Below are 21,529 nucleotides of genomic sequence, written 5' to 3'. Positions count from 1 at the left end.
TGTGAGGACACGCTATTACAGGACCAATGTTACTAAGCTTATGATGAGCACCTGAGCCCAGGGCTCTAAAGGTGCATAGTCAGCCGCGCAGGCATAGAGATGGGAATCCGGCGGTGAATCGTCGAACTCAAGGTGTTTTGCTCGTCGGCAGTTTGGTTTTCGCCACGGTCGTTGTGCTCGCGATGGCGTTCGCACTCGCACGGGGCTTGGATTACCATCATTGTAAGACTGGTTTTCCAACGGTGATCAGTTGCACCTTCACATGGTGATCGATTGCACCTTCGGGGCCTATGAAGGTTAGGCCGCATGAAATACAGTTCACCCATAAATCTCCTCTCGGCCGTGATCGCCATCGGCTGGCTCGGGCTTTGGTCGGCCTTCGCCGCGGACGGCTGGAAATATCAGGTCATGCCCAATGACGGCCACGTACTGACCTATTCGGAAGCGGACAAGGTGACATTCTATCTCGGATGCGGCCGCTTCTTCGTGCTGCAACTCAAATATCCCGGAATCGCGAAGAAAGAAGGCAAGGCGCGCGTCACGATCGCGAACGCGAAAAGCAAGATGACATTTGACGGCGAATTCGTAGAACCGATCGAGGTCGAGGAGCCAGTACCGATGAACTTCGCCACCGAATTCTCGCAGACCTATCTCGGCTACGCCAAACGGGATCCGCAAGTGTACGGGAAAAAATGGCTTGCGCTCAGAGCGCGGCTCTATGCGCTGCTCGGGTCGGGCGAGCCCCTGACAATATCGGCCGGAAAAGACAGCTACCAGCTGCCGCCGATCGATGCGGCGAACTGGCGAAAGCCGTTCGAGGGCTGCGGTCTGGGCGCTAGCTGGTAACGCCATGTGCAACGCCCCGCCAAGGGGGCCGCCCCCTCAAAGCGGGCCATCTTCGATGCGGTCTTGATGACTTCGCGTACACTTTGGGCCGGGCGCTCGCGCCCGGCTCAAGGCTTGCCGTCGATTATGCCCGTGGAGAAAGGGAGTTTTCGGAAAAGGCGTATGATCCTTCTTTGCGCGACGACTTCTTGAACCGGGGATATGGCAGGAGCGACCAACGGGCGTTCGCAGAGCCCGACGATCCTCGTCGCAACGGAGGCGGCCATGACACTTACTTCCGAAACCCCGCGACCCATCGTCTCGGACAATGCTCTCGCTGTCATTGTCTACGTGCTTTACTGCGTGGGCTATTTCACCGGGATTTCGGCGCTGATTGGCGTCATCATCGCGCACGTGAAGGTCCACGATACCGACCCGGTGCTGCGGTCGCATTACCAGTTCCAGATCAGGACCTTCTGGATCGGATTGCTGTACCTCGCGATCGGCATTCCGCTGTGCATGGTGCTCATCGGCATCCCGGTTCTTGCTTGGTGGCTCCTGTGGTCGCTGATCCGCATCATCAAGGGCATCATATCGGTCAACGAGTACAAGCCGATCGCCAATCCCAGGTCCTGGCTGTTCGGGTAAATGACAAGGGGCATTCGCGGAAGCGTCGCGTTAACAGCCCGATAACGAGCGGCTGTTCCCGGTTGACTCAATCCAGGTCCGATTTGCTCTCGGGAGCCGACGTGTTCGACGGGCTCAGCGTTATTCTGGTCAGGGCCATGAGCGGTCGTCCGGCCTCCGGCAACGCACTTCCGCTGCACCTCCGGGACGGACATCAGCATACCTATGTATACCTCTTTCATCCCTTCTCATGCCCTGTGCTTACGCTCGTACAATTGAGCGACGGCGAGAGGTTTTATACTCGTGGCAACTCCAAACGGACACACAAGCAGCTCACAACTTCTCTCTCTCCGGAAGCGCGACTAACGATAGCAATCGTCGTTCCACAGCGGCAGGTTCTTCGAGGAACACTCAAATGAACATCATCATTCAGAGGCTTAATGGCCTGTGGCACCTCATCGTCGGGTCGTGTCAGATCCGAACTCCGTTCCTGGAGACTCAGGACCGGGAGTTGGTCGTGGCGTACGCCCGGCGCGTCTACCCTGGCGCCAAGATCTTCGAACGCGATTGATTTTAGCAGTTTACGCCTCACAGCTTGGACTCTTCGTATTTGCGGGACTGGCGATATCGCCGAAACGGCCGCTTATGGGCACGAAGCGGACTTTGGTGCGGCAGACCAAATTGCGGAACAAGTTAATGTCTGAAGTAGGTGGACAGAGCAGCGGTGCTCTGCCCATCCCCAACCTGTCCGTTGCGGGTCAATCGCGTCGCTTTGACAGCGCGCCGGTCACTTCCGGTCTTGCCCGATAAGCTGACCTCTTCAATGTCCGTCCGCATGTCAATCCGAATTTGGCTACGCTGGAATGAGTTCGCGCCCTAGCTTGTCAGGTGCACGAAACAGCAGGCAGGCGTCGCCATAGGAATAGAACCGGTATCCACCAGCGATCGCGTGGGCGTACGCGCGTTTCATGGTGTCGAGCCCCGAAAACGCCGACACCAGCATGAACAGCGTCGAACGCGGCAGGTGAAAATTGGTCATCAAAATATCGACCGCGCGAAAGCGGTAGCCCGGCGTGATGAAGATCGCGGTTTCATCCGCAAACGGTCCGATGGTGCCGTCCTCGGCGGCGGCGCTCTCCAACAGCCGCAGCGAGGTGGTGCCGACGGCGACGATGCGGCCGCCGGCGGCGCGGGCCGCATTCAGCGCATCGGCCGTCTCGCGGGAGATCGTGCCCCATTCGGAATGCATCTTGTGCCCGGCCGTATCCTCCGCCTTGACCGGCAGGAAGGTCCCTGCGCCGACATGCAGCGTGATCCGGTGAATGCCGATCCCGCGCGCGCGCAACGCCGCCTCCAGCGCCTCCGTAAAATGCAATCCGGCGGTAGGTGCTGCGACCGCGCCCTCATTGGCCGCGAACATAGTCTGGTAGTCCGCTTCATCGCGCTCATCGGGCGCACGCTTGGAGGCGATGTAAGGCGGCAGCGGCGGGCTGCCGAGATCGGCAATGGCAGAATCGAGCGTCGGCCCGTGAAATGAAAACGACAGCGTGACTTCGCCGTCGTCACCCTTGTGCTCGACTTGCGCATCGAGATGGCCGAGCAGGCACACCTTGCCCTCATTGCCGAAGCGGATCACATCGCCTGGCGACAGTTTTTTCGCCGGTTTTGCCAGTGCTTGCCAGCGGGAGCCGTCGAGGCGTTTTATCAATGTTGCGTCGATCTTCGGCTCGGTTTCACGCCCAATACGGCGGCCTTTGAGCTGGGCCGCGATCACCTTGGTGTCGTTGACGACGAGCTGGTCCCCGGGCCGAAGCATCAGCGGCAGATCGGCGACGACGCGGTCGGCCAAGGCGCCGTCCGGCTGCACGGTCAGCATCTGCGCGGAATCGCGCGGGCTCGCCGGGCGCAGCGCGATGCTTGAGGCAGGAAGCTCGAAGTCGAAGAGGTCGGTGCGCATGATAACACTGTCATTGCCGGGCTTGACCGGCTCCGCATCAATACTCGTCATCCCCGCGAAAGCGGGGATCCAGTACGCCGCGGCTTCACGGCTCTATCGCAATTGCTCTGGAATACTGGATCGCCCGGTCATAGGCGAGCGGAAGCGACGCCGTCCTTCGGACGGCTATGCCGGGCGATGACGGTTGTGTGTAAGGTGCGCAGTGCGTCTCGGCCCGTGATTGCCGGGCATGACCATTCACGCCGCGTCGTCCAGCGCCATCCGCGCCTTGACGATCTTGTCCGGGTCTTTCACCGGCTCGCCGCGCTTGATCTTGTCGACGTTCTCCATGCCCGAAACCACCTTGCCCCAGACCGTGTACTGCTTGTTGAGGAAGGAGGCGTCGTCGAAGCAGATGAAGAACTGGCTGTCGCCGGAATCCGGGCTGGCCGCGCGCGCCATCGAGGTGGTGCCGCGCACATGCGGTTCGTTGTTGAATTCGGCCTTGAGTTTTTTTCCGGAGCCGCCGGTTCCGGTGCCCTGCGGGCAGCCGGTCTGCGCCATGAAGCCGTCGATCACGCGGTGGAACACGATGCCGTCGTAAAATCCTTCGCGCACCAGTTCCTTGATCCGCGCGACGTGACCGGGGGCAAGATCGGGCCGCATCTCGATCGTGACCGGACCCTGCGTGGTTTCGAGGATCAAAGTATTTTCGGTGTCAGCCATGCTTTCTTCTCCGCGGGTTGGGGTTTGTGATTGTAAAATCGCACCGCGAATGGCCGGCCGGCAACCGCGCCGGCCATACTCTCGGTAAATGGCATCGGCGTGCAGCGTTGCAACGCCTCCATCACGGCGATCCGGTATTCTACCCGGTCGTTATCGGTCGCCTTTTCCGATTCATAGGTGATCTTCGGATGGCCGAGAATCTCTCCGCTGCGCTTGAAACTGACGATCACCGTGATGTCGATATCGGGGTTGGCGCGGGACGGCGGCGGCGGTTTCCAGCAGGTCCCCAGTTTGGTGAACACATCCTGGATGGTATTGACCTGCGCCGGCGCCCCCTGCGCGCAGGCGGAGGCCGGCAGCAGCAGCGCCGAGGCCATCCAGAGCAATTGATTGCGCCGCCGCATCACAGCCCCTCACTTGATGTCGGAGGCGACTTGTACCTTCACCATCTTGTCCGGATCGGTCACGGCGCCGCCGGCAGAGCCCGGAGGCGCCTTCTTCAATTTGTCGACCACGTCCATTCCCGACACCACTTCGCCGATCACGGTGTATTGGCCATCGAGGCTCGCGCCATCGGCGAACATGATGAAGAACTGCGAATTGGCGGAATCGACGCTGTCGCCGCGCCGCGCCATGCCGACAATGCCGCGCTTGAAATGAACATTGGAGAATTCCTGCTTCAGGTTCGGGTATTTCGATCCGCCCGTTCCGTCGAAATTCTTGCCGTCGCCGGTCTGCGCCATGAAGCCGTCCATGACGCGGTGGAACGGCACGTTGTTGTAAAAGCCCTCGCGCGCCAGTTGCTTGATGCGCTCGGCATGCTGGGGCGCGATGTCGGTCCGCAGCTTGATGACGATCCGCCCCTTGGTCGTATCGATGACGATCGCGTTCTGCTTGTCGAGACCTGCGGGCAGCGGCTGCGCAAGCGCGGGGGCCGCGCAAATCAGCGCGACGATAAAGGCGAGAGCTCGGATCATGAAAACTCCGGATCAGGTGAGAAAGATGAGGGTCTTTGGGTCGGCGCGTAGTCCTGTCGCAAGACGGGTTCTAGCTTTCGCGGAAGACGCGCTGAAGTCTTTAGTTAGCCGCCGAATTTGGTCTTAAGGCCGGCCGCGACCAAAGGCGGCACGAACGGCGATACGTCGCCACCCATGCCGGCGATTTGGCGCACCAGTGTGGCGGTGATCGGGCGGACGGCGGGCGATGCCGGAACGAACACCGTATGCACGTCAGGCGCCATGGTCTCGTTCATGCCGGCGATCTGCATTTCGAAATCAAGGTCGGTGCCGTCGCGCAAACCGCGGATCATGATGGTCGCGCCGTGTTTTTGCGCCGCAGCAACGGTGAGATTGTCATAGGTCGTGCAATCGAAGGCGCAGCCGGCTTTGGCGGCGACCGGCGCAAACACGGCCTTGACCATGTCCAGGCGCTCGTCGGTCGAAAACAGCGGCTGCTTGGTCGAGTTCAGGCCGACGGCGACAATCAGCCGGTCACACAGCACGACGGCGTGCCGGACCACGTCCAAATGGCCATTGGTGACGGGGTCGAAGGAGCCGGGATAAAGCGCGATACGGGGCATAAGCCCCGTCTACCCCGCCCCGGGCGGCCGGGCAAGCCGGGCCGGTTCCCGGTGGGGCCCGCGAAAGCTCGATTTTTATTATTTCGCAAGCCTCCGAACCCGTTCGCGGTTCCCAGCGTCTTCTTGGCAACCGGGCCATGTTTCGTCCCACCGCAGCGACGAAACAAAACTCCAGGGGCATGAAACCGTTTTCTGACCCCGCGAAGACATCCGGAAACGGTCGCTTTGTATCAGTTAACCAACGAAACGACGGGGCCGCCAAGGCCCAAAGACAGGGGACCGCCATGATCAAGGCTTTTTCAGCTATCGCTATTGCTGCGCTTGTCGCTGCCGCGTTGACCGTTCTTCCCGGCTTTGCCCCCCAGGTCGAAGCCTCCACGCCGCAGGCCCTCGCCAAGGCCGACCGGCTCGACATCAACACCATGGGCCCGAACTGCTCGCAGAAGGCCTGGCCGAACTTCGAGGCTTCCTGCCTGCGCGTCGCCGGCTCCAAGACCAAGACCATGATCCGGGAAGCCCGGCTGGTTACCGCCGACCGCACGCCGTAGAGCGCCGATCCTACCGATTTAACCTTCAATTGCTTCCAGATTGCTCTGGTTAGAGGTCCCCGGGATGCCCCCCGGGGACCTCATCGATTCCGGCGGCGGCGAACCGTGGGAGCGGACGGCAACGACAATCCGGTTTCGATGAAGATCATGAATGGGCAGGTATGCCGCGAGGGCTGCCGTATCGGTGGCCAGTTTGAATCGCATCGTTAGGGGTCCCTTCTCTGGCCGCAGGTCACTATCAGGGCGGGTAGCAACACATTAAACCGCGAAATACGAGAATCTTAACTGTTGAATGTCTGAAAAAGACACATTATACTCTTTTCACGTCGCTGATTAACACAGAGAGGGCGTGATGCCGGTCGATACGATTACAAAACCCGGAACTACCACCGCGTTTCCGAAAGCAGCGGTCGAAGCAAAGCTGCGCGACGCCCTGCTGGCATCGGCGAATTCCGACGCAATGATGAAGGGCATCAATCTGCCGGCCGATGTCGCGGGCCAGGCTGCCGCATCGGTCCGCCTCGACTCGCTCGATGTCGTCTCCCTGTTGTGCGACATCGAGCCAATCGTCGGTTTTGAGTTGAAGGACCACCTCGTTCGAGCCGGCGGTTACAACTCCGTGAATCAAGCGATGGACCACCTCATGCCTCGCATCGAGAAGGCGTGGGAAAAGAACGGAAGTAAAGGAGGCAAAAAATGACCGATCAATCCGCCTCAACCTTCAACGAAGAAGGCGAACGTCAGCGACTTGGCGAAAGGCTTCGGGAGGCTCGCAAGTATCTGGGCCTCAAGCAAGAGGACGTGGCTACCTACCTGAAGATCCCGCGTACGGCGCTGGTCGATATCGAAAGCGGTCAGCGCCGTGTCGAAGCGATGGAACTGACGCGCCTCGCAAAGCTATACAAGCAGCCGGTGAGCTATTTCACGGGAGAAGATGCCGCGGCAGCCGCCCTTCCCCCCAGCGTCGCGCACCTCGCACGGCAGGCAGCCGCATTGTCCGATCAAGACCAGGCAGAGCTCGGGCGGTTCGTTGAATATCTCCGCGCCCGCTCACAGGCCGGCCAGGAGTAGTCATGGCTACCGACTACGCAGGGGCAGTGCGAAACGGGGCGATGGCGGCGGCCAGACTGCACGTCGAGTTCGGTACCCAGGCCAAGATGCAGCAGCAAGGCGGCGGCATCGATGTGTTCGATGCTGTGCTTGGCGTCCACCTACCCCTGCTACTGCGTCCTCTAGATGGGCTTCTTGGCGCATACCTTCCCGACCCGATACCCGGCATTCTCGTCACCACCGAACGTCCGCTCAGCATCCAGCGCTTCACGGCCGCGCATGAACTCGGGCATTTCCGGCTCAGGCATCGTCCCAGTCTGGATGATGAAAACAACATCCTGCGTCGCATGACCATGACCGCCACGCCGACGGCGGCCGATCCCGACATGCAGGAGGTCGAGGCTGACGCCTTTGCCGTGGGCTTCCTCATGCCGCGCTGGCTTATCGGTTGGCATTGCCTCCGGCAAGGCTGGCTGGCCTCGGACCTGCGGAAGCCTCATGTTGTGTATCAGCTTTCGTTGCGCCTCGGGGCGAGCTACGAGGCCACGACGTGGACGCTTCAACGGTACAACTTGATTGCCGGGGAAGCTGGACGTGCGTTGCGCCAATCGCCGCCGCGGCAATTGAAAATCGATTTGCTCGAAGGTCACCGTCCGAGCGACTACCGCGGGGACGTTTGGCTTCTCACAGAACGCGATGCCGATACACGCATCGACGGCAGCCGCAACGACCACTTCGTCTTGCGCCTCAATGAACACAGCGGCGGCGGATATCTTTGGAATATGGATCAACTACGTGAGAGCGGCTTCGTGATCATTCACGACGATCGGGAGTCGACGGATCATGAAGGCGTTGGCGGCCCGGTCGTTCGCCACGTCACCGCTGGACTTGAACTTGAAGAAGGTCAGCGTGGCCAGTTGTCGCTCAATGAAGCTCGCCCTTGGCAACCAGGTTCACCCATTTCGCGAGTGACGTTGAACTACGACCTCACAGGGCCTGAAGAACAAGGCTTCTCGCGGGCTGAACGCCGCCGACTCCTCGAAGCAGCATGACCTCTACAACGATCAAGATAGACCTCCGCCGGCTGTTCGGCCCGGTGCGAGATCAGGGACAGCGCCCCACGTGCCTGGCGTTTGCCATGAGCGACATACATGCGGCGCTACGCGGGGCGTGGTCCCCGTTGTCTTGCGAGTACATTTTCTTCCGTGCGCAACAACGCTCGAAGCGCAAGCCGACGGAAGGAGCGACCCTGCCGTCGATGCTCGAAGCACTGCGCGATGACGGACAGCCGCACGAAACGGGTTGGGAGTACCTTGCGCAACTTCCCGCCGATTTGACCCAATGGGAGCCGCCCGCCGGCGTTACGCCGCTATTCAAGCGTGCCGGTGAGGCCGGAAAAGACACGGTTGATGCGATTATCGCCGAACTTGATCAAAACAGGCCCGTTCTCGCGCTGATGCGCTTGTCGCGCTCGTTCGATTGGGTAAAGGCCGATGGCATCGTCGATCCCGGACAGAATGAGCAGCCTGAATATCTTCGCAGGCACGCCGTGATCGCCGTCGGCCACGGTGAAGTTGGCGGGCAACGTGCCGTGTTGGTCCGCAATAGCTGGGGCGATGGGTGGGGGCTCGGTGGCTACGGGTGGCTGACGGAGAATTTCTTGAAGCCGCGCGTGTTTAGATTGGCAATCCTGAAGGAGGATCTCAGTGCACCTGGCAATTCCGTCGCAGCCTGACTGCGCCACTGCGTGGCTTGAAGCCTTCAAGCTGGTCGATGGCCAAACCGGCCATGAAGCCCATAACGTCCTGATTGACGTTGCGGACCCCGTCACAGGCGCAAACCTGGCTAACCCCATCGTTTCGTGCGTGAACGACTTTCTGGAAGAGCGCGAAAAATCGGTGGAATGCATCGCTAACACCATCTTTCCGCAAGCGCTGTACCAGCGGCATGGTTCGGACAAGTTCATCGAGGTTTTTCACAAGCGCGTGCTTCCGAAGGTCCGGAAAAATGGCCGCTGGTCGGGGTATTATTTCGAGCGCATGACCAGCATGCCGCAGGTGGGCGGTGGAACGCTGGACCAGCTTTCCCGAATGGTCGGCCGCATCCAGGACAAGTCGAACACGTCTCTCAACAAGCACGAGCTGTCGCTGTTCGATCCCGAGCGAGATGTAACCGGGTCGCCGTACGGAGGCCAGTGCTTGAGCTTTCTCAGCTTTCACCTTGTTCCGGGGACGCCCAAAACCCTTCTGCTGACGGCGCAGTATCGCAATCACTACTACGTTGAAAAACTGCTCGGGAACCTGATCGGCCTTGGCCGTCTGATGGCCTTTGTCGCCGCTGAAACGGGAACATCGGTTGGGGCGCTGACCGTGCTTTCGACGCACGCAACCATCGATCAACCCAGCGCGTCACGACAGGAGATTGTCAACCTGCTGGAACAGTGCGCTCAGCCCGCCGCGTTGGCGAAGACCGCGGCAGGACCTTCGCCTTGTCGCGGAGATCAAGTTCGGGGGCCGGCTGCTCGTTGACGCCATAAAGGTCGTAGAGGCCGGCGATAAACTCATTCTGTCCGCCGTAGCTTGGATGCCGCACGGTGGTGACGGGGATTTTAATATCTTTCAAGGCGAGTTGCGCATCTCGCCCAATCGCAACCAGCCGCCGCGGTTGAAACATTTCAATCAAGGTTTCAAATAGCGGTAGCGCAATAAGGCGCTCGGCCGAGGTGTGGCAGCGGTTTGATAGGTGATCGTTTGGCTCATGGGGATGGAACGGGAAGACATTCCACAACACGACTGGCTTGTGAATGCGCGATAGCACTCTCCAAACAACTGCCGCAGTTCTTTCCGCCATTACAGGCCCTCGCGTCGCCCTCTTAAGCTCGATGCCTCCAAAAAGACGCCCAACACCGTCCAGGTGAACTTCGTCCGTGAGCGGGACGCCGGTGCGGCGGCCCCCGCGATAACCAAGGTCTCGCGCGACCCAAATTGTCTCGACCTTGCTGCTCAAGGCGCCCTGAAGGAACACCTCAAGATTTTTCCTGCGCGTTTTGGCGGCATCAGCACGGTCATGGATGGCACAGCAATCCGAGTATGGATTAAACACCGAGGGCAAGCGCACATCTGCGAGTGCTGTGACAAAAGCGCTAGGTGTCATGCGGCAATTCTCCGACGATGAGTTGCCTTTGCTCCAAGTCGATGCGAAGGCGGGCGCGGCGGTTCTCCTTCAGGAACCGAAAAGCATCGAACCCTTGGAGAATCGCTTTTTCCCAGACCCATAGTGGGCAACGCTCGGGTTCATAGCCAGCGACAAATTGCCTAACAGTTTTGAGAATATCGAATGACAAATCGCCGGACTTCATCCCTGCGAAAAAATCGAGTCGCTTCGCCTGGCCGAAAATCCATGACGCGATTCCTTCCTCGATCAAAAGGGCGCGGGCGCCATCCTCGGCTTCGTCTATCAACGGATCGCTTTTCCGCTTCAGCCGGAGAAGCGCCCTCATGACTGGCGACCACGTTAGCACGGCGCCATAGGCATAGTGAAATGCATCGTGGAAGCGGTAGTCGTCAGGCTCGATGGCATTGTCGGTCAGACGGTCGCCGATGTTGATCCCGTTGCATTGTTGGAAGACATATACCTGCCCGCGTACTTCGCGCTCGAAGATATCAATCGTGAACTCACGCGGAAGCTGCTCGTTCTTGAGCGCGTCTTTGTCGAAAGGGTCCGGGTATTTGGGATTGGTCGGCCAGCGGTCGAATATCTTCCTCAAATTGCCTTCCGCGGCGGCTTCCAGTGTAACCCCGGCTTCGTCTGCGGCCTTCACAAGGGCGCGCATGATCGCAACCAGTCTGCCCTTAAGCGCGGCCTGGTTGCCGTTCAGCCTGCCGGTTTGCTGGTCGGACACGATCGCACCGATCTCGCCCGCAAGTTCCAGAAGGGTATTCTCAAACTCCGGCGTCGGCTGGTCACGAATGACGGACGACGACGACGACGACGATTGCAGGGCTCGGAAGAGTAATTCTTGACCGCCGCCGTCCTGCCAATCGGAGAATCCCCGATTGAGGTTGTTGGCGATGTCTGAGAGGGCGATGCCGCCGCGAGAGGCGACGATGGCGAAATACCAAAGAACGTCGCCAAGTTCCTCGGTAACATTGGGCGCATATCCGAGATACGCAGCCCGATCTCGCTGCTTCTTCTTCACCACGCTCAGCAGGCTGCCAGCCTCACCAAACAACCCCAGCAACGGAAAGGCCAAAGAAGTATCTGGGCTCTTGTCTGCTTTCAGCGCCTCAGTTTGGTAATCGCTGAGCTTCAGGCCAGCAGGCGAATTGATCACGGGACTACCCCTGCTGGTTCGTTGCAAACGGTTCTGGAAACGCGAAGGGTACAACCCAAACCTCGGCTGCACAATCGGAACGTGCGTTGAAAACCGCACTCAAGAAAAGCGACGGCAGCGGTTTCTAACTGTTGGTTCAACCCAGCGGCTGAAGCATTAGGATCCGGCTACCGCTTCGGCGGCAGGCAAAAAGCAGTCATTCGGCCTCTGACCCAGTTGTCGCGCTTGCAACAGCGCGCGAGGCCGCAACGCAGCCTGCAAGGCCGGCCTGTCCTAAACGGCCGAAGGGCCATGAAGGTTATCCGCCCGCCAACCCATTTCCCAGAAGTCGGCTTCCTTGAAACAAAAGACTATTAGAGCCCGGTTCTGCTTCAATCAGAGCCGAAAGGCCCTAGCCACCATTTCCGTTTCCGTTGCCGTTTTCAGCGTCCTCGCCGATGTGCTCGACCGAGACGACATGCTCGTCCTCGGCGGTGTCGAACACGATGACGCCCTGGGTCGAACGGCCCGCGATCCGGATGCCCTCGACCGGGCAACGGATCAATTGACCCTTGTCGGTGACCAGCATGATCTGGTCACTGTCCTCGACCGGGAACGAGGCCACCAGCTTGCCGTTGCGGTTGTTGACCGACATCGCGACGATGCCTTTGCCGCCGCGGCCGGTGGTGCGGTACTCGTAGGATGAGGTGCGCTTGCCGTAGCCGTTGACCGAAACCGTCAGCACCACCTGTTCCTGCGCCGACATCTCGACATAGCGTTCGGAAGAGAGCTGGATGGCGCCGGCGGCCTCCTCGGTATCGGCTTCCGTACCTTCCTCGGCCGCGACTTCGCCGGCAACAGCGCGGCGCATTTTCAGATACGCCGTGCGCTCATCCGACGTCGCCTCGACATGGCGCAGGATCGCAAGCGAAATCAGCTTGTCGCCTTCGGGCAAGGCGATGCCGCGCACGCCCATCGAGGTGCGGCCCGAAAACACCCGCACATCGGTGACGGGGAAGCGGATGCACTGGCCGCCGGCCGCCGTCAGCAGCACGTCGTCGCGCTCGGTGCAGATCTGCACATCGACGATCGCCTCGTTGTCGTCGAGCTTCATGGCGATGATGCCGGAACGGCGGACGTCGACGAAGTCGGACAATTTGTTACGGCGGACGTTGCCACCGGTGGTCGCAAACATCACGTCGAGATTGGCCCAGGAGGATTCATCCTCGGGCAGCGGCATGATGGTGGTAATGCGCTCGCCCTGCTCGAGCGGCAGGATGTTGATCAGCGCCTTGCCGCGCGCGTTCGGGGCCGCCATCGGCAATCGCCAGACCTTTTCCTTGTAGACCTGGCCGCGCGAGGAGAAGAACAACACCGGCGTATGCGTCGAAGCCACGAACAGCCGGCTGACGAAATCCTCGTCGCGGGTCTGCATGCCGGCGCGGCCCTTGCCGCCGCGCCGCTGCGCGCGATAGGCCGACAGCGGTACCCGCTTGACATAGCCGGCATGGGAGACCGTAACCACCATGTCCTCACGCTGGATCAGGTCCTCGTCCTCGACCTCGTCTTCCTGCTCGATAATCACTGTCTTGCGCGGGGTGGCGAACTCGTCCTTCACCTCGGCCAGCTCGGTCTTGATGATCGCCTGCACGCGCGCGCGCGAACGCAGAATGTCGAGATAGTCGGCGATCTCCACCGCGAGCTTGTCGAGCTCTTCGGAAATTTCCTCGCGCCCGAGCGCGGTCAGCCGCTGCAGCCGCAGGTCCAGAATGGCCTTTGCCTGCTCCAGCGACAGCCGCGCGGTGCCGTCAGCGTTTAGTCGATGCCGGGGATCGTCGATCAGCGTGATCATCGCCTCGACATCCCTGGCGGGCCAGTCGCGCGACATCAGGGTCTCGCGCGCGGTGTTGGGATCGGGCGAGGTCCGGATCACGCGAATGACCTCGTCGATATTGGCGACCGCGATCGCGAGGCCGACCAAAATGTGGGCACGGTCGCGGGCCTTGTTGAGCAGGAATTTGGTGCGGCGGGTCACCACCTGCTCGCGGAAGGCGATGAACAGCGTCAGCAGATCCTTCAGGTTCATCGTCTGCGGCCGGCCGCCGTCCAGCGCCAGCATATTGGCGGCAAAATTCGTCTGCAGCGGGGTGAATCGATAGAGCTGGTTCAGCACGACGTCGGCCATGGCATCGCGCTTCAGTTCGACGACCACGCGATAGCCGTCGCGGTCGGATTCGTCGCGCAGCTCGACAATGCCTTCGATCTTCTTCTCGCGATGCAGTTCGCCGATGCGCTCGACCATGGTGGCCTTGTTCACCTGGTACGGAATTTCCGAGATGATGATCGCTTCGCGATCTTTCCGGACGGTGTCGATCCTGACCTTGCCGCGCATCACGATCGAGCCGCGGCCGAGGTGATAGGCTGAGCGGATGCCCTGGCGGCCGAGGATGATGCCGCCGGTCGGAAAATCGGGACCCGGAATGATGTTGATGAGTTCATCGATGCTAAGCGCGGGATTTTCGATCAGCGCGACGCAGGCGTCGATGACTTCGCCGAGATTGTGCGGCGGGATGTTGGTGGCCATGCCCACGGCAATACCGCCGGCGCCGTTGACCAGAAGGTTCGGAAACTTCGCCGGCAGAACCGACGGCTCTTTCTCGGAATTGTCATAGTTGGCCTGGAAATCGACCGTGTCCTTATCGATATCCCCGAGAACCGCGAGTGCTGATCGCGTCAGGCGCGCTTCAGTATACCGATAAGCCGCCGGAGGATCGCCGTCGATCGAGCCGAAATTGCCTTGTCCATCGATCAGCGGCACGCGCATGGAGAAGTCTTGCGCCATCCGGACCATCGCGTCGTAAATCGACTGGTCGCCGTGCGGATGATATTTACCGATCACGTCACCGACGACGCGCGCGGACTTGACGTACTTCTTGTCGGGCGTGTGGCCTTGCTCGTACATCGAATACAGGATGCGCCGGTGCACCGGCTTCAGCCCGTCGCGCGCGTCCGGCAACGCGCGCGCCACGATCACGCTCATGGCGTAATCGAGGTAGGAGCGTTTCATCTCGTCGAGGATGGATACAGGACGAATATCGGAAGGCGCCGGCGGCTCGCCGGGCGGGGTATCTTCAGGGTCAGACAAAGGGGGAATCCGGTCAGTTTTTCTTGTCGAATCATATAGCGCGTAAGGGCCGCCAAAACCACCCCTAACAGGTCGGCGCGCGCGGTTTTTCCCTTCGTTTTTCCAGAGACTTACGTGGGGCGCGGGGCTTGCGGCCGGAGCCTGAATCCGATCGCCCGCATGCGCTTTCTCGGGCCGGCCGGCTCAAGGCCCGAACACGACGGCATGCATGATCCGCCCGGGGACGAGTGTGAACAGTCCGGCGATGACGAGCGCGCCCGAGAACGTATAGATCATGATCTGGCGGTGATGCTCGACCCGGTGGCGATGCGCCATCCATACCCCGAGCGGAAGCATGACCAGCGTGAAGATCGACAGCAAATGGATCGGGCTCCAGGGACCGAGCAAGCGGATCTGATGGATCCAGAACGAACTGATCGCCACCAGCGCCATCAGGCCGACCCAGATGAAGCCGAGCGCACGATGGGGCAAGGTTCCCTTGGGCGCGGCCAGCTGGACGACGCCGAGCACGAAGGCGCCCATCGCGGCAAAAGCGTGAAGCGGGATCGCGGGAGCTGCGTCGAGCAGCGGCGCAAGGGTCATGAGGCTGTCCCCCCGGTCCCGAATCTTGGCTGACGCACGCCGCCAAAAGGGGGGCGGTGGCGCGGCTTGCGCCCTCGCCTTGCGCTCCGAACAAAATCTCAGAACGGAATATCGTCGTCCATGTCGCTGCGGGCTCCGGCCGCAACGGCGCGGCGCGGCGCGGCGGTGGACGGTCCGAAATCGCCGCCGCCGGCATCGTCGGCCCCAAAACTGCCGCCGCCGCTGCTGCGGCCATCGAGCATGGTCAGGTTCGAATTGAACCCCTGCAGCACGACTTCGGTGGAGTATTTCTCAACGCCTGCCTGATCGGTCCATTTGCGGGTCTGCAATTGGCCCTCGATGTAAACCTTGGCGCCCTTCTTCAGATATTGCTCGGCGACCTTGCAGAGGCCCTCGTTGAAAATCACGACGCGGTGCCACTCGGTCTTTTCCTTGCGCTCGCCGGTCGCCTTGTCGCGCCAGCTTTCCGAGGTCGCCACGCTCAGATTCGCAATCGGGCGGCCATCCTGGGTCCGCCGGATCTCCGGATCCTTGCCGAGATTTCCGACCAGAATCACCTTGTTGACGCTTCCTGCCATCGCCACTCTCCACTCTCGAAAATTACTGGGACAAGCCCGACCCTATACGCTCGCCGCGAGGCGCGAGCTTGCAGATCCGCCGGTTTCAGCGGTTATCCACATATAGCATTCCCACCGCGATTGTTCCAGTTTTGTTCCTGCGCAATGCAGCGATTAAATCTTAGGCGGTGTGTCGATACGACCGCTAAATCTTAGGCGGTGTGTCGATACGACCGCGGGTCGAATCTCGGGGTCGGGTTCCATCGGGTTCCCGGAAAACCCTATCAAATCATTAACATCCAGTAACTTTCCCTTCGCCCACTTCGCTCGCGAGTGTTGCATTTCGGAGACGGCATTTCGGGTTGAATCGGACTATCGTTTGCCCAGAATTAGATCGCCGCGGCGGTCGCAGCCTCATTTCAAAAAGCTTCACAACAAGCGAAGCGAACCAAGAGCCGGAGAGAAATGCATGAAAAAGTTTTCCCTGCGCACTGTTGGACTGGTCTCGTTGGGCGCGGTTGCGGTGGGAACCGCTGCGCCGGCTTCCGCCGCGGATCTCGCGGCTCGTCCCTACACCAAAGCGCCGCCGCCGATGGTCGCCGCCATCTATGACTGGAGCGGCTTCTACATCGGCATCAACGGCGGCGGTGGGTCCTCCCGCAAGTGCTGGGATCTCATAACAACGCCCGCAGGCGTTCCGGTTGTTGCTACGCCGGAAGGTTGCCATGACGCGACCGGCGGGACGGTCGGTGGTCAGATCGGTTATCGCTGGCAGGCCTCGAACTGGGTGTTCGGCGTGGAAGGACAGGGCAACTGGGCTGATTTCAGAGGCGACAATATCAGCACGGTGTTTCCGACGGACCGCAACCGCTCGCGCATCGATGCGTTTGGGTTGCTCACTGGTCAGGTCGGCTACGCCTGGAACAATGCGCTGTTTTACGTAAAGGGCGGCGGCGCCGTAACCGCCGACAAGTACGACATATTCGAGGTTCCCACTGGGGCGCTCTTCTCTTCCGCACGTGAAACGCGTTGGGGCGGCACGGTTGGCGCAGGCTTCGAATACGGTTTCGCGCCGAATTGGTCGGTCGGCATCGAATACGATCACCTGTTCATGGGTAATCGCAATTTCAACTTCACCACGCCGGGCGGCTTGTTCGATGGCGCGGATCGCATCCGTCAGGACGTCGATATCGGCTTGGTCCGCGTCAACTACCGCTGGGGTGGCCCGGTGGTCGCGAAGTACTGATATCGATCTAAGAAAAGGCCGGCTTCGCGCCGGCCTTTTTGCTTGCGGGCTGTTAACGCGGGCGGAATCATCGCCGGCGAGTGTTGCCTTTCGGGGACAGCCTCTGCGCTTGAATCGGATATAAATCCCCATGCCGCGTGCGATTGCGGGATTTTTCAATTGCTTCGGAATCAAGGAAGCGAACAAGTCTTTGAGCGGACAAAGGTCTGGAGAGTGAGATGAAAAAGTTTTTGCTGGGCACCGTCGGACTGCTTGCGTTAGGTCTGGCTGCGCCGGCGTCCGCCGCGGACCTCGCGGCCCGTCCCTACACCAAAGCGCCTCCGATCGTCACGGCGCCCTTCTATGACTGGAGCGGCTTCTACATCGGTCTCAACGGCGGCGGCGGCTGGAGCCACAAGTGCTGGGATCTCACCAACGTCACGGGTATTCCGGTTTCACCGTCCGTGGCGGAGGGTTGTCACAACGCGACCGGCGGCCTGGTCGGCGGTCAGATCGGCTACCGCTGGATGAGCGGCCCCGTGGTGTTCGGCCTCGAAGCCCAGGGCGACTGGGCTGATCTGAAGGGGTCAAATCCGAGCTCGTTGGCGGCCCTGACGCCCTTGCTGACCAACCAGACCAAGATCGACGCGATCGGCCTTTTCACCGGCCAGGTCGGCTACGCCTGGAACAACGTTCTCTGGTATCTGAAGGGCGGCGGCGCCGTCACCCATGACAAGTACACCGGCTTCCTCACCGGAGCAGGCATTGTGCTCGATCAGGCCAGCGAAACCCGCTGGGGCGGCACGGTCGGAACCGGTGTGGAATTCGGCTTTGCGCCGAACTGGTCGGTCGGGGTCGAATACGATCACCTGTTCATGGGCAACCGGAGCATCACCTTCCCGACCACCGTGTTCGTCGGCTCGCGCGTCGACAGCATCAAGCAGGATGTCGACATGGCCACGGTTCGCGTGAACTACCGCTTCGGCGGTCCGGTCGTGGCGAGGTACTGATTGATCGTCGGCAGATTCTGCTGCACGCAAAGGCCGGCCTCGCGCCGGCCTTTTTGTTTTGCGCGGTCTTCTTGTTTGCGCTGTTTATGCTCGAACCTGCTGCCTGCTGCCTGCTGCCGCCAATGCGCGCGCCGATCCCAACAAACCGTTGATGGCTTGCACAGGGCACTGGAAATCCGCGTGCGTTCTTCCTATGTTCCGAGCGCACCTCTGGCGTCCGATCGCACCTTCCCGGCGATACGCGCCGTAACGCTAAGCCGCGGCCAACGCGCGTGGAAATGCCGATATGGATGAAGTGATCAGGGCGAAGCGCCAACAATCCGCCGCCGCATCGGGCAGCCGCGCGATTACGATTCGCGGCGCGCGCGAGCACAATCTGAAAAACGTCGATCTGGAAATCCCGCGCGACAAGCTCGTGGTGTTCACCGGCTTGTCCGGCTCCGGAAAATCATCGCTGGCGTTTGATACCATCTATGCCGAAGGCCAGCGGCGCTATGTCGAGTCGCTCTCCGCCTACGCACGCCAGTTCCTGGAGATGATGCAGAAGCCCGACGTCGACCAGATCGACGGGCTGTCGCCGGCGATTTCGATCGAGCAGAAGACCACCTCGAAAAACCCGCGTTCGACCGTCGGCACGGTGACCGAGATCTACGACTACATGCGGCTGTTGTGGGCGCGGGTCGGCGTGCCCTATTCGCCCGCGACGGGGCTACCGATCGAAAGCCAGATCGTCTCGCAGATGGTCGACCGCGTGCTGGCGCTGCCTGAGGGCACGCGGCTTTATCTGCTGGCGCCGGTCGTGCGCGGCCGCAAGGGCGAGTACAAGAAGGAGCTCGCCGAATATCTCAAAAAGGGATTCCAGCGGGTCAAGATCGACGGCACGTTTTACGAGCTCGCCGAGGCGCCGGCGCTCGACAAGAAATTCCCGCATGACATCGATGTGGTCGTGGACCGCATCGTGGTGCGTCCGGACATCGGCCAGCGGCTGGCGGAGAGTTTTGAGACGGCGCTGAAGCTTGCGGAAGGGTTGGCGGTCATCGAATATGCGGACGCACCTCAATCATCATCCTTCGAGACGCGCCCTGCGGGCGCTCCTCAGGATGAGGATGGTGCCCGACGATCGAAGGCAGCAAAGCGAGGCGCTTCCCCTCATCCTGAGGAGGCGCAAAGCGCCGTCTCGAAGGATGAGGCCCCGACAAAGAAGGTGGCAAAAATCCACGACAAGAGCGGACCGGAACGGATTCTGTTCTCCGAAAAATTCGCCTGCCCGGTTTCAGGTTTCACCATTCCCGAAATCGAGCCGCGGCTGTTCTCGTTCAACAATCCCTATGGCGCCTGCCCTGCCTGCGGCGGCCTCGGCGTCGAGCAGCATATCGACGAGGACCTCGTCATTCCCGACAAGGAATTGAGCCTGCGCAAGGGCGCGATCGCGCCATGGTCGAAATCATCCTCGCCCTATTACATCCAGACCCTGACCGCGCTCGGAAAGTTTTACAAATTTGCCCTCGACACCAAGTGGAAGGACCTGCCGAAGAAGACCCAACAAGCGATCCTGCACGGCTCGGGCGAGGACGAAATAAAATTTTCCTATGAAGACGGCGTGCGCTCCTACGACACCAAAAAGCCGTTCGAGGGCGTCATCACCAACATCAACCGCCGCTATCGCGAGACCGAGAGCGAATGGGCGCGCGAGGAACTGGCAAAATATTTTTCCGACATTCCCTGCGAGGCGTGCCACGGCCATCGGCTGAAGCCGGAAGCCCTGTGCGTCAAGATCGGCGGAAAACACATCGGCGAAATCTCCGAACTTTCCGTGCGCCGCGCCGGCGAATGGTTCGAGACCGTGCCGACGGCGCTCAACGCGCAGCAGAACGAGATCGCCGCGCGCGTCTTGAAGGAAATCCGCGAGCGATTGTCGTTCCTGCTCGATGTCGGCCTGAATTATCTCACTCTGGCGCGAGCCTCCGGCACGCTCTCCGGCGGCGAAAGCCAGCGCATCCGCCTCGCCTCGCAAATCGGCTCCGGCCTGACCGGCGTGCTCTATGTGCTGGACGAGCCTTCGATCGGCCTGCACCAGCGCGACAATGCGCGATTGTTGGAAACCCTGAAGCGGCTGCGCGACCTCGGCAATACCGTGATCGTGGTCGAGCATGACGAGGACGCCATCCGCCTGGCCGATCATGTGCTCGATATCGGCCCCGGCGCCGGCATGCATGGCGGCCATATCGTCGCCCAGGGCACGCCCGCCGACATCATGAAGAACCCGGACTCGCTGACCGGAAAATATCTGACCGGCGAATTGTCGGTCGCGATCCCCGAGCGCCGGCCGCCGAACCATCGCCGCACCATCAAGGTGATCAACGCCCGCGGCAACAATCTGAAAAACGTCTCGGCGGAGATTCCGCTGGGGCTGTTCACGTGTGTGACGGGAGTTTCGGGCGGCGGCAAGTCGACGTTGCTGATCGACACGCTCTACAAGGCGATCGCCCGAAAGCTCAACAATGCCAGCGAAGGCGCCGCGCCGCACGACCGCATCGAGGGCCTCGAGCATATCGACAAGATCATCGACATCGACCAGTCGCCGATCGGCCGCACGCCGCGATCTAATCCGGCGACCTATACCGGCGCCTTCACGCCGATCCGCGAATGGTTTGCGGGCTTGCCCGAAGCGAAAGCGCGCGGCTATGAGCCCGGCCGGTTTTCCTTCAACGTCAAGGGCGGCCGCTGCGAGGCCTGCCAGGGCGATGGGGTGATAAAAATCGAGATGCACTTTCTGCCCGATGTCTACGTCACCTGCGATGTCTGCAAGGGAAAACGTTACAACCGCGAGACGCTCGAAGTGCTGTTCAAGGGCAAGTCGATCGCCGACGTCCTCGACATGACGGTCGAAGAAGCCGCCGACTTCTTCAAGGCGGTGCCGCGCGTGCGCGAGACGTTCAAGACGCTGCACCGCGTCGGCCTCGACTATATCCATGTCGGCCAGCAGGCGACGACCTTGTCGGGCGGCGAAGCCCAGCGCGTCAAACTGGCGAAGGAATTGAGTAAGCGCGCGACGGGCCGCACGCTTTACATCCTGGACGAACCGACAACCGGCCTACATTTCCACGACGTGAAGAAGCTCCTGGAAGTGCTGCACGAGCTGGTGTCGCAGGGCAACACGGTCGTCGTGATCGAGCACAATCTCGAAGTGATAAAAACCGCCGACTGGGTGATCGACCTCGGCCCCGAAGGCGGCGACGGCGGCGGCGAAATCGTCGCCTGGGGCCCGCCGGAGGATATCGTCAAGGCGCCGCGGAGCTATACGGGGAAATTTCTGGCGCCGGTGCTGGCGAGGGTGGCGGGGAAGCCGAGGAAGAGCGGGGCGAGTGAGGCGGCGGAGTGATTTCGGAATGAGACCGGGCTGGTCT

General features: G+C 60.8%; 22 protein-coding genes. 12 read left to right on the top strand and 10 right to left on the bottom strand.

The window, feature by feature from the left end:
- Nucleotides 1-306 precede the first annotated feature (306 nt).
- The 3 genes from B5526_RS36495 to B5526_RS38595 all read left to right on the top strand — a co-directional run bounded on the left by B5526_RS36495 (nucleotide 307) and on the right by B5526_RS38595 (nucleotide 2,023).
- Entirely contained in the window at nucleotides 307-846 is a 540-nt protein-coding gene (locus B5526_RS36495) for a hypothetical protein (protein WP_079544451.1), read from the top strand.
- Nucleotides 847-1,110: 264 nt separating this feature from the next.
- Nucleotides 1,111-1,473, top strand: coding sequence for a DUF4870 family protein (locus tag B5526_RS36490; protein WP_079545969.1), 363 nt, complete (start codon nucleotides 1,111-1,113; stop codon nucleotides 1,471-1,473).
- A 394-nt stretch (nucleotides 1,474-1,867) separates the two neighbouring features.
- Complete coding sequence (locus B5526_RS38595) at nucleotides 1,868-2,023, top strand: hypothetical protein (protein ID WP_172842177.1); 156 nt, start codon at nucleotides 1,868-1,870, stop codon at nucleotides 2,021-2,023.
- 282 nt (nucleotides 2,024-2,305) lie between these two features.
- On the opposite strand, the gene queA is transcribed toward B5526_RS38595, so the two are convergent.
- From queA to coaD, 5 genes are all read right to left on the bottom strand, one after another.
- Nucleotides 2,306-3,409: a tRNA preQ1(34) S-adenosylmethionine ribosyltransferase-isomerase QueA gene (gene queA / locus B5526_RS36485; protein ID WP_079545966.1), complete on the bottom strand. Its 1,104-nt coding sequence runs from the start codon at nucleotides 3,407-3,409 to the stop codon at nucleotides 2,306-2,308.
- Nucleotides 3,410-3,646: 237 nt separating this feature from the next.
- Nucleotides 3,647-4,114: a peptidylprolyl isomerase gene (locus B5526_RS36480; RefSeq protein ID WP_079544450.1), complete on the bottom strand. Its 468-nt coding sequence runs from the start codon at nucleotides 4,112-4,114 to the stop codon at nucleotides 3,647-3,649.
- A complete protein-coding gene (locus B5526_RS36475; RefSeq protein ID WP_154071629.1) occupies nucleotides 4,090-4,521 on the bottom strand; it encodes a hypothetical protein in 432 nt (143 codons plus the stop codon). Before B5526_RS36475 ends, B5526_RS36480 begins: the two co-directional genes overlap by 25 nt.
- 6 nt (nucleotides 4,522-4,527) lie before the next feature.
- Nucleotides 4,528-5,091 carry a peptidylprolyl isomerase gene (locus B5526_RS36470; RefSeq protein ID WP_079544448.1) on the bottom strand — a complete coding sequence of 188 codons (564 nt, stop codon included), beginning with the start codon at nucleotides 5,089-5,091 and terminating at the stop codon, nucleotides 4,528-4,530.
- A gap of 104 nt (nucleotides 5,092-5,195) precedes the next feature.
- Nucleotides 5,196-5,693, bottom strand: a complete 498-nt coding sequence (coaD, locus tag B5526_RS36465; RefSeq protein ID WP_079544447.1) for a pantetheine-phosphate adenylyltransferase — start codon at nucleotides 5,691-5,693, stop codon at nucleotides 5,196-5,198.
- Nucleotides 5,694-5,977: 284 nt separating this feature from the next.
- Between coaD and B5526_RS36460 the strand changes: the two genes are divergently transcribed.
- From B5526_RS36460 to B5526_RS36435, 6 genes are all read left to right on the top strand, one after another.
- Nucleotides 5,978-6,241, top strand: coding sequence for a hypothetical protein (locus tag B5526_RS36460; protein WP_079544446.1), 264 nt, complete (start codon nucleotides 5,978-5,980; stop codon nucleotides 6,239-6,241).
- A 352-nt stretch (nucleotides 6,242-6,593) separates the two neighbouring features.
- The gene (locus B5526_RS36455; protein WP_079544445.1) at nucleotides 6,594-6,941 is read left to right on the top strand and encodes a hypothetical protein; all 348 of its coding nucleotides are present in this window, start codon (nucleotides 6,594-6,596) and stop codon (nucleotides 6,939-6,941) included.
- Complete coding sequence (locus B5526_RS36450) at nucleotides 6,938-7,312, top strand: helix-turn-helix domain-containing protein (RefSeq protein ID WP_079544444.1); 375 nt, start codon at nucleotides 6,938-6,940, stop codon at nucleotides 7,310-7,312. Before B5526_RS36455 ends, B5526_RS36450 begins: the two co-directional genes overlap by 4 nt.
- A 2-nt stretch (nucleotides 7,313-7,314) precedes the next feature.
- Nucleotides 7,315-8,343 (top strand): ImmA/IrrE family metallo-endopeptidase, encoded by a 1,029-nt coding sequence (locus tag B5526_RS36445; protein WP_079544443.1) that lies wholly within the window; start codon nucleotides 7,315-7,317, stop codon nucleotides 8,341-8,343.
- On the top strand, nucleotides 8,340-9,026 hold the full coding sequence (locus B5526_RS36440) for a C1 family peptidase (protein WP_079544442.1): 687 nt from the start codon (nucleotides 8,340-8,342) through the stop codon (nucleotides 9,024-9,026). Before B5526_RS36445 ends, B5526_RS36440 begins: the two co-directional genes overlap by 4 nt.
- On the top strand, nucleotides 8,998-9,819 hold the full coding sequence (locus B5526_RS36435; protein ID WP_197688398.1) for a hypothetical protein: 822 nt from the start codon (nucleotides 8,998-9,000) through the stop codon (nucleotides 9,817-9,819). The genes B5526_RS36440 and B5526_RS36435 overlap by 29 nt, the downstream gene beginning before the upstream one ends.
- On the opposite strand, the gene B5526_RS36430 is transcribed toward B5526_RS36435, so the two are convergent.
- From B5526_RS36430 to B5526_RS36410, 5 genes are all read right to left on the bottom strand, one after another.
- Complete coding sequence (locus tag B5526_RS36430; RefSeq protein WP_197688397.1) at nucleotides 9,716-10,444, bottom strand: uracil-DNA glycosylase; 729 nt, start codon at nucleotides 10,442-10,444, stop codon at nucleotides 9,716-9,718. The two genes, B5526_RS36435 and B5526_RS36430, sit on opposite strands and share 104 nt — an antisense overlap.
- Nucleotides 10,434-11,624, bottom strand: a complete 1,191-nt coding sequence (locus B5526_RS36425) for a nucleoside triphosphate pyrophosphohydrolase family protein (protein ID WP_079544441.1) — start codon at nucleotides 11,622-11,624, stop codon at nucleotides 10,434-10,436. Before B5526_RS36425 ends, B5526_RS36430 begins: the two co-directional genes overlap by 11 nt.
- A gap of 391 nt (nucleotides 11,625-12,015) precedes the next feature.
- Complete coding sequence (gyrA, locus tag B5526_RS36420; RefSeq protein WP_079544440.1) at nucleotides 12,016-14,748, bottom strand: DNA gyrase subunit A; 2,733 nt, start codon at nucleotides 14,746-14,748, stop codon at nucleotides 12,016-12,018.
- 183 nt (nucleotides 14,749-14,931) lie between these two features.
- Nucleotides 14,932-15,330: a DUF2306 domain-containing protein gene (locus B5526_RS36415; protein ID WP_079544439.1), complete on the bottom strand. Its 399-nt coding sequence runs from the start codon at nucleotides 15,328-15,330 to the stop codon at nucleotides 14,932-14,934.
- 98 nt (nucleotides 15,331-15,428) lie between these two features.
- Nucleotides 15,429-15,908 carry a single-stranded DNA-binding protein gene (locus B5526_RS36410; RefSeq protein WP_079544438.1) on the bottom strand — a complete coding sequence of 160 codons (480 nt, stop codon included), beginning with the start codon at nucleotides 15,906-15,908 and terminating at the stop codon, nucleotides 15,429-15,431.
- A 448-nt stretch (nucleotides 15,909-16,356) separates the two neighbouring features.
- Between B5526_RS36410 and B5526_RS36405 the strand changes: the two genes are divergently transcribed.
- The 3 genes from B5526_RS36405 to uvrA all read left to right on the top strand — a co-directional run bounded on the left by B5526_RS36405 (nucleotide 16,357) and on the right by uvrA (nucleotide 21,504).
- Nucleotides 16,357-17,133, top strand: a complete 777-nt coding sequence (locus B5526_RS36405) for an outer membrane protein (RefSeq protein WP_079544437.1) — start codon at nucleotides 16,357-16,359, stop codon at nucleotides 17,131-17,133.
- Between the two features lie 218 nt (nucleotides 17,134-17,351).
- Nucleotides 17,352-18,122, top strand: a complete 771-nt coding sequence (locus tag B5526_RS36400; RefSeq protein WP_079544436.1) for an outer membrane protein — start codon at nucleotides 17,352-17,354, stop codon at nucleotides 18,120-18,122.
- A 286-nt stretch (nucleotides 18,123-18,408) separates the two neighbouring features.
- Entirely contained in the window at nucleotides 18,409-21,504 is a 3,096-nt protein-coding gene (uvrA, locus tag B5526_RS36395) for an excinuclease ABC subunit UvrA (protein WP_079544435.1), read from the top strand.
- Nucleotides 21,505-21,529 lie beyond the last annotated feature (25 nt).

Source organism: Bradyrhizobium lablabi (genome assembly GCF_900141755.1).
Taxonomy (GTDB): Bacteria; Pseudomonadota; Alphaproteobacteria; order Rhizobiales; family Xanthobacteraceae; genus Bradyrhizobium; species Bradyrhizobium lablabi_A.
Note: the sequence above shows the minus strand (reverse complement) of the source record. Positions and strands in the feature narration are given on the sequence as shown.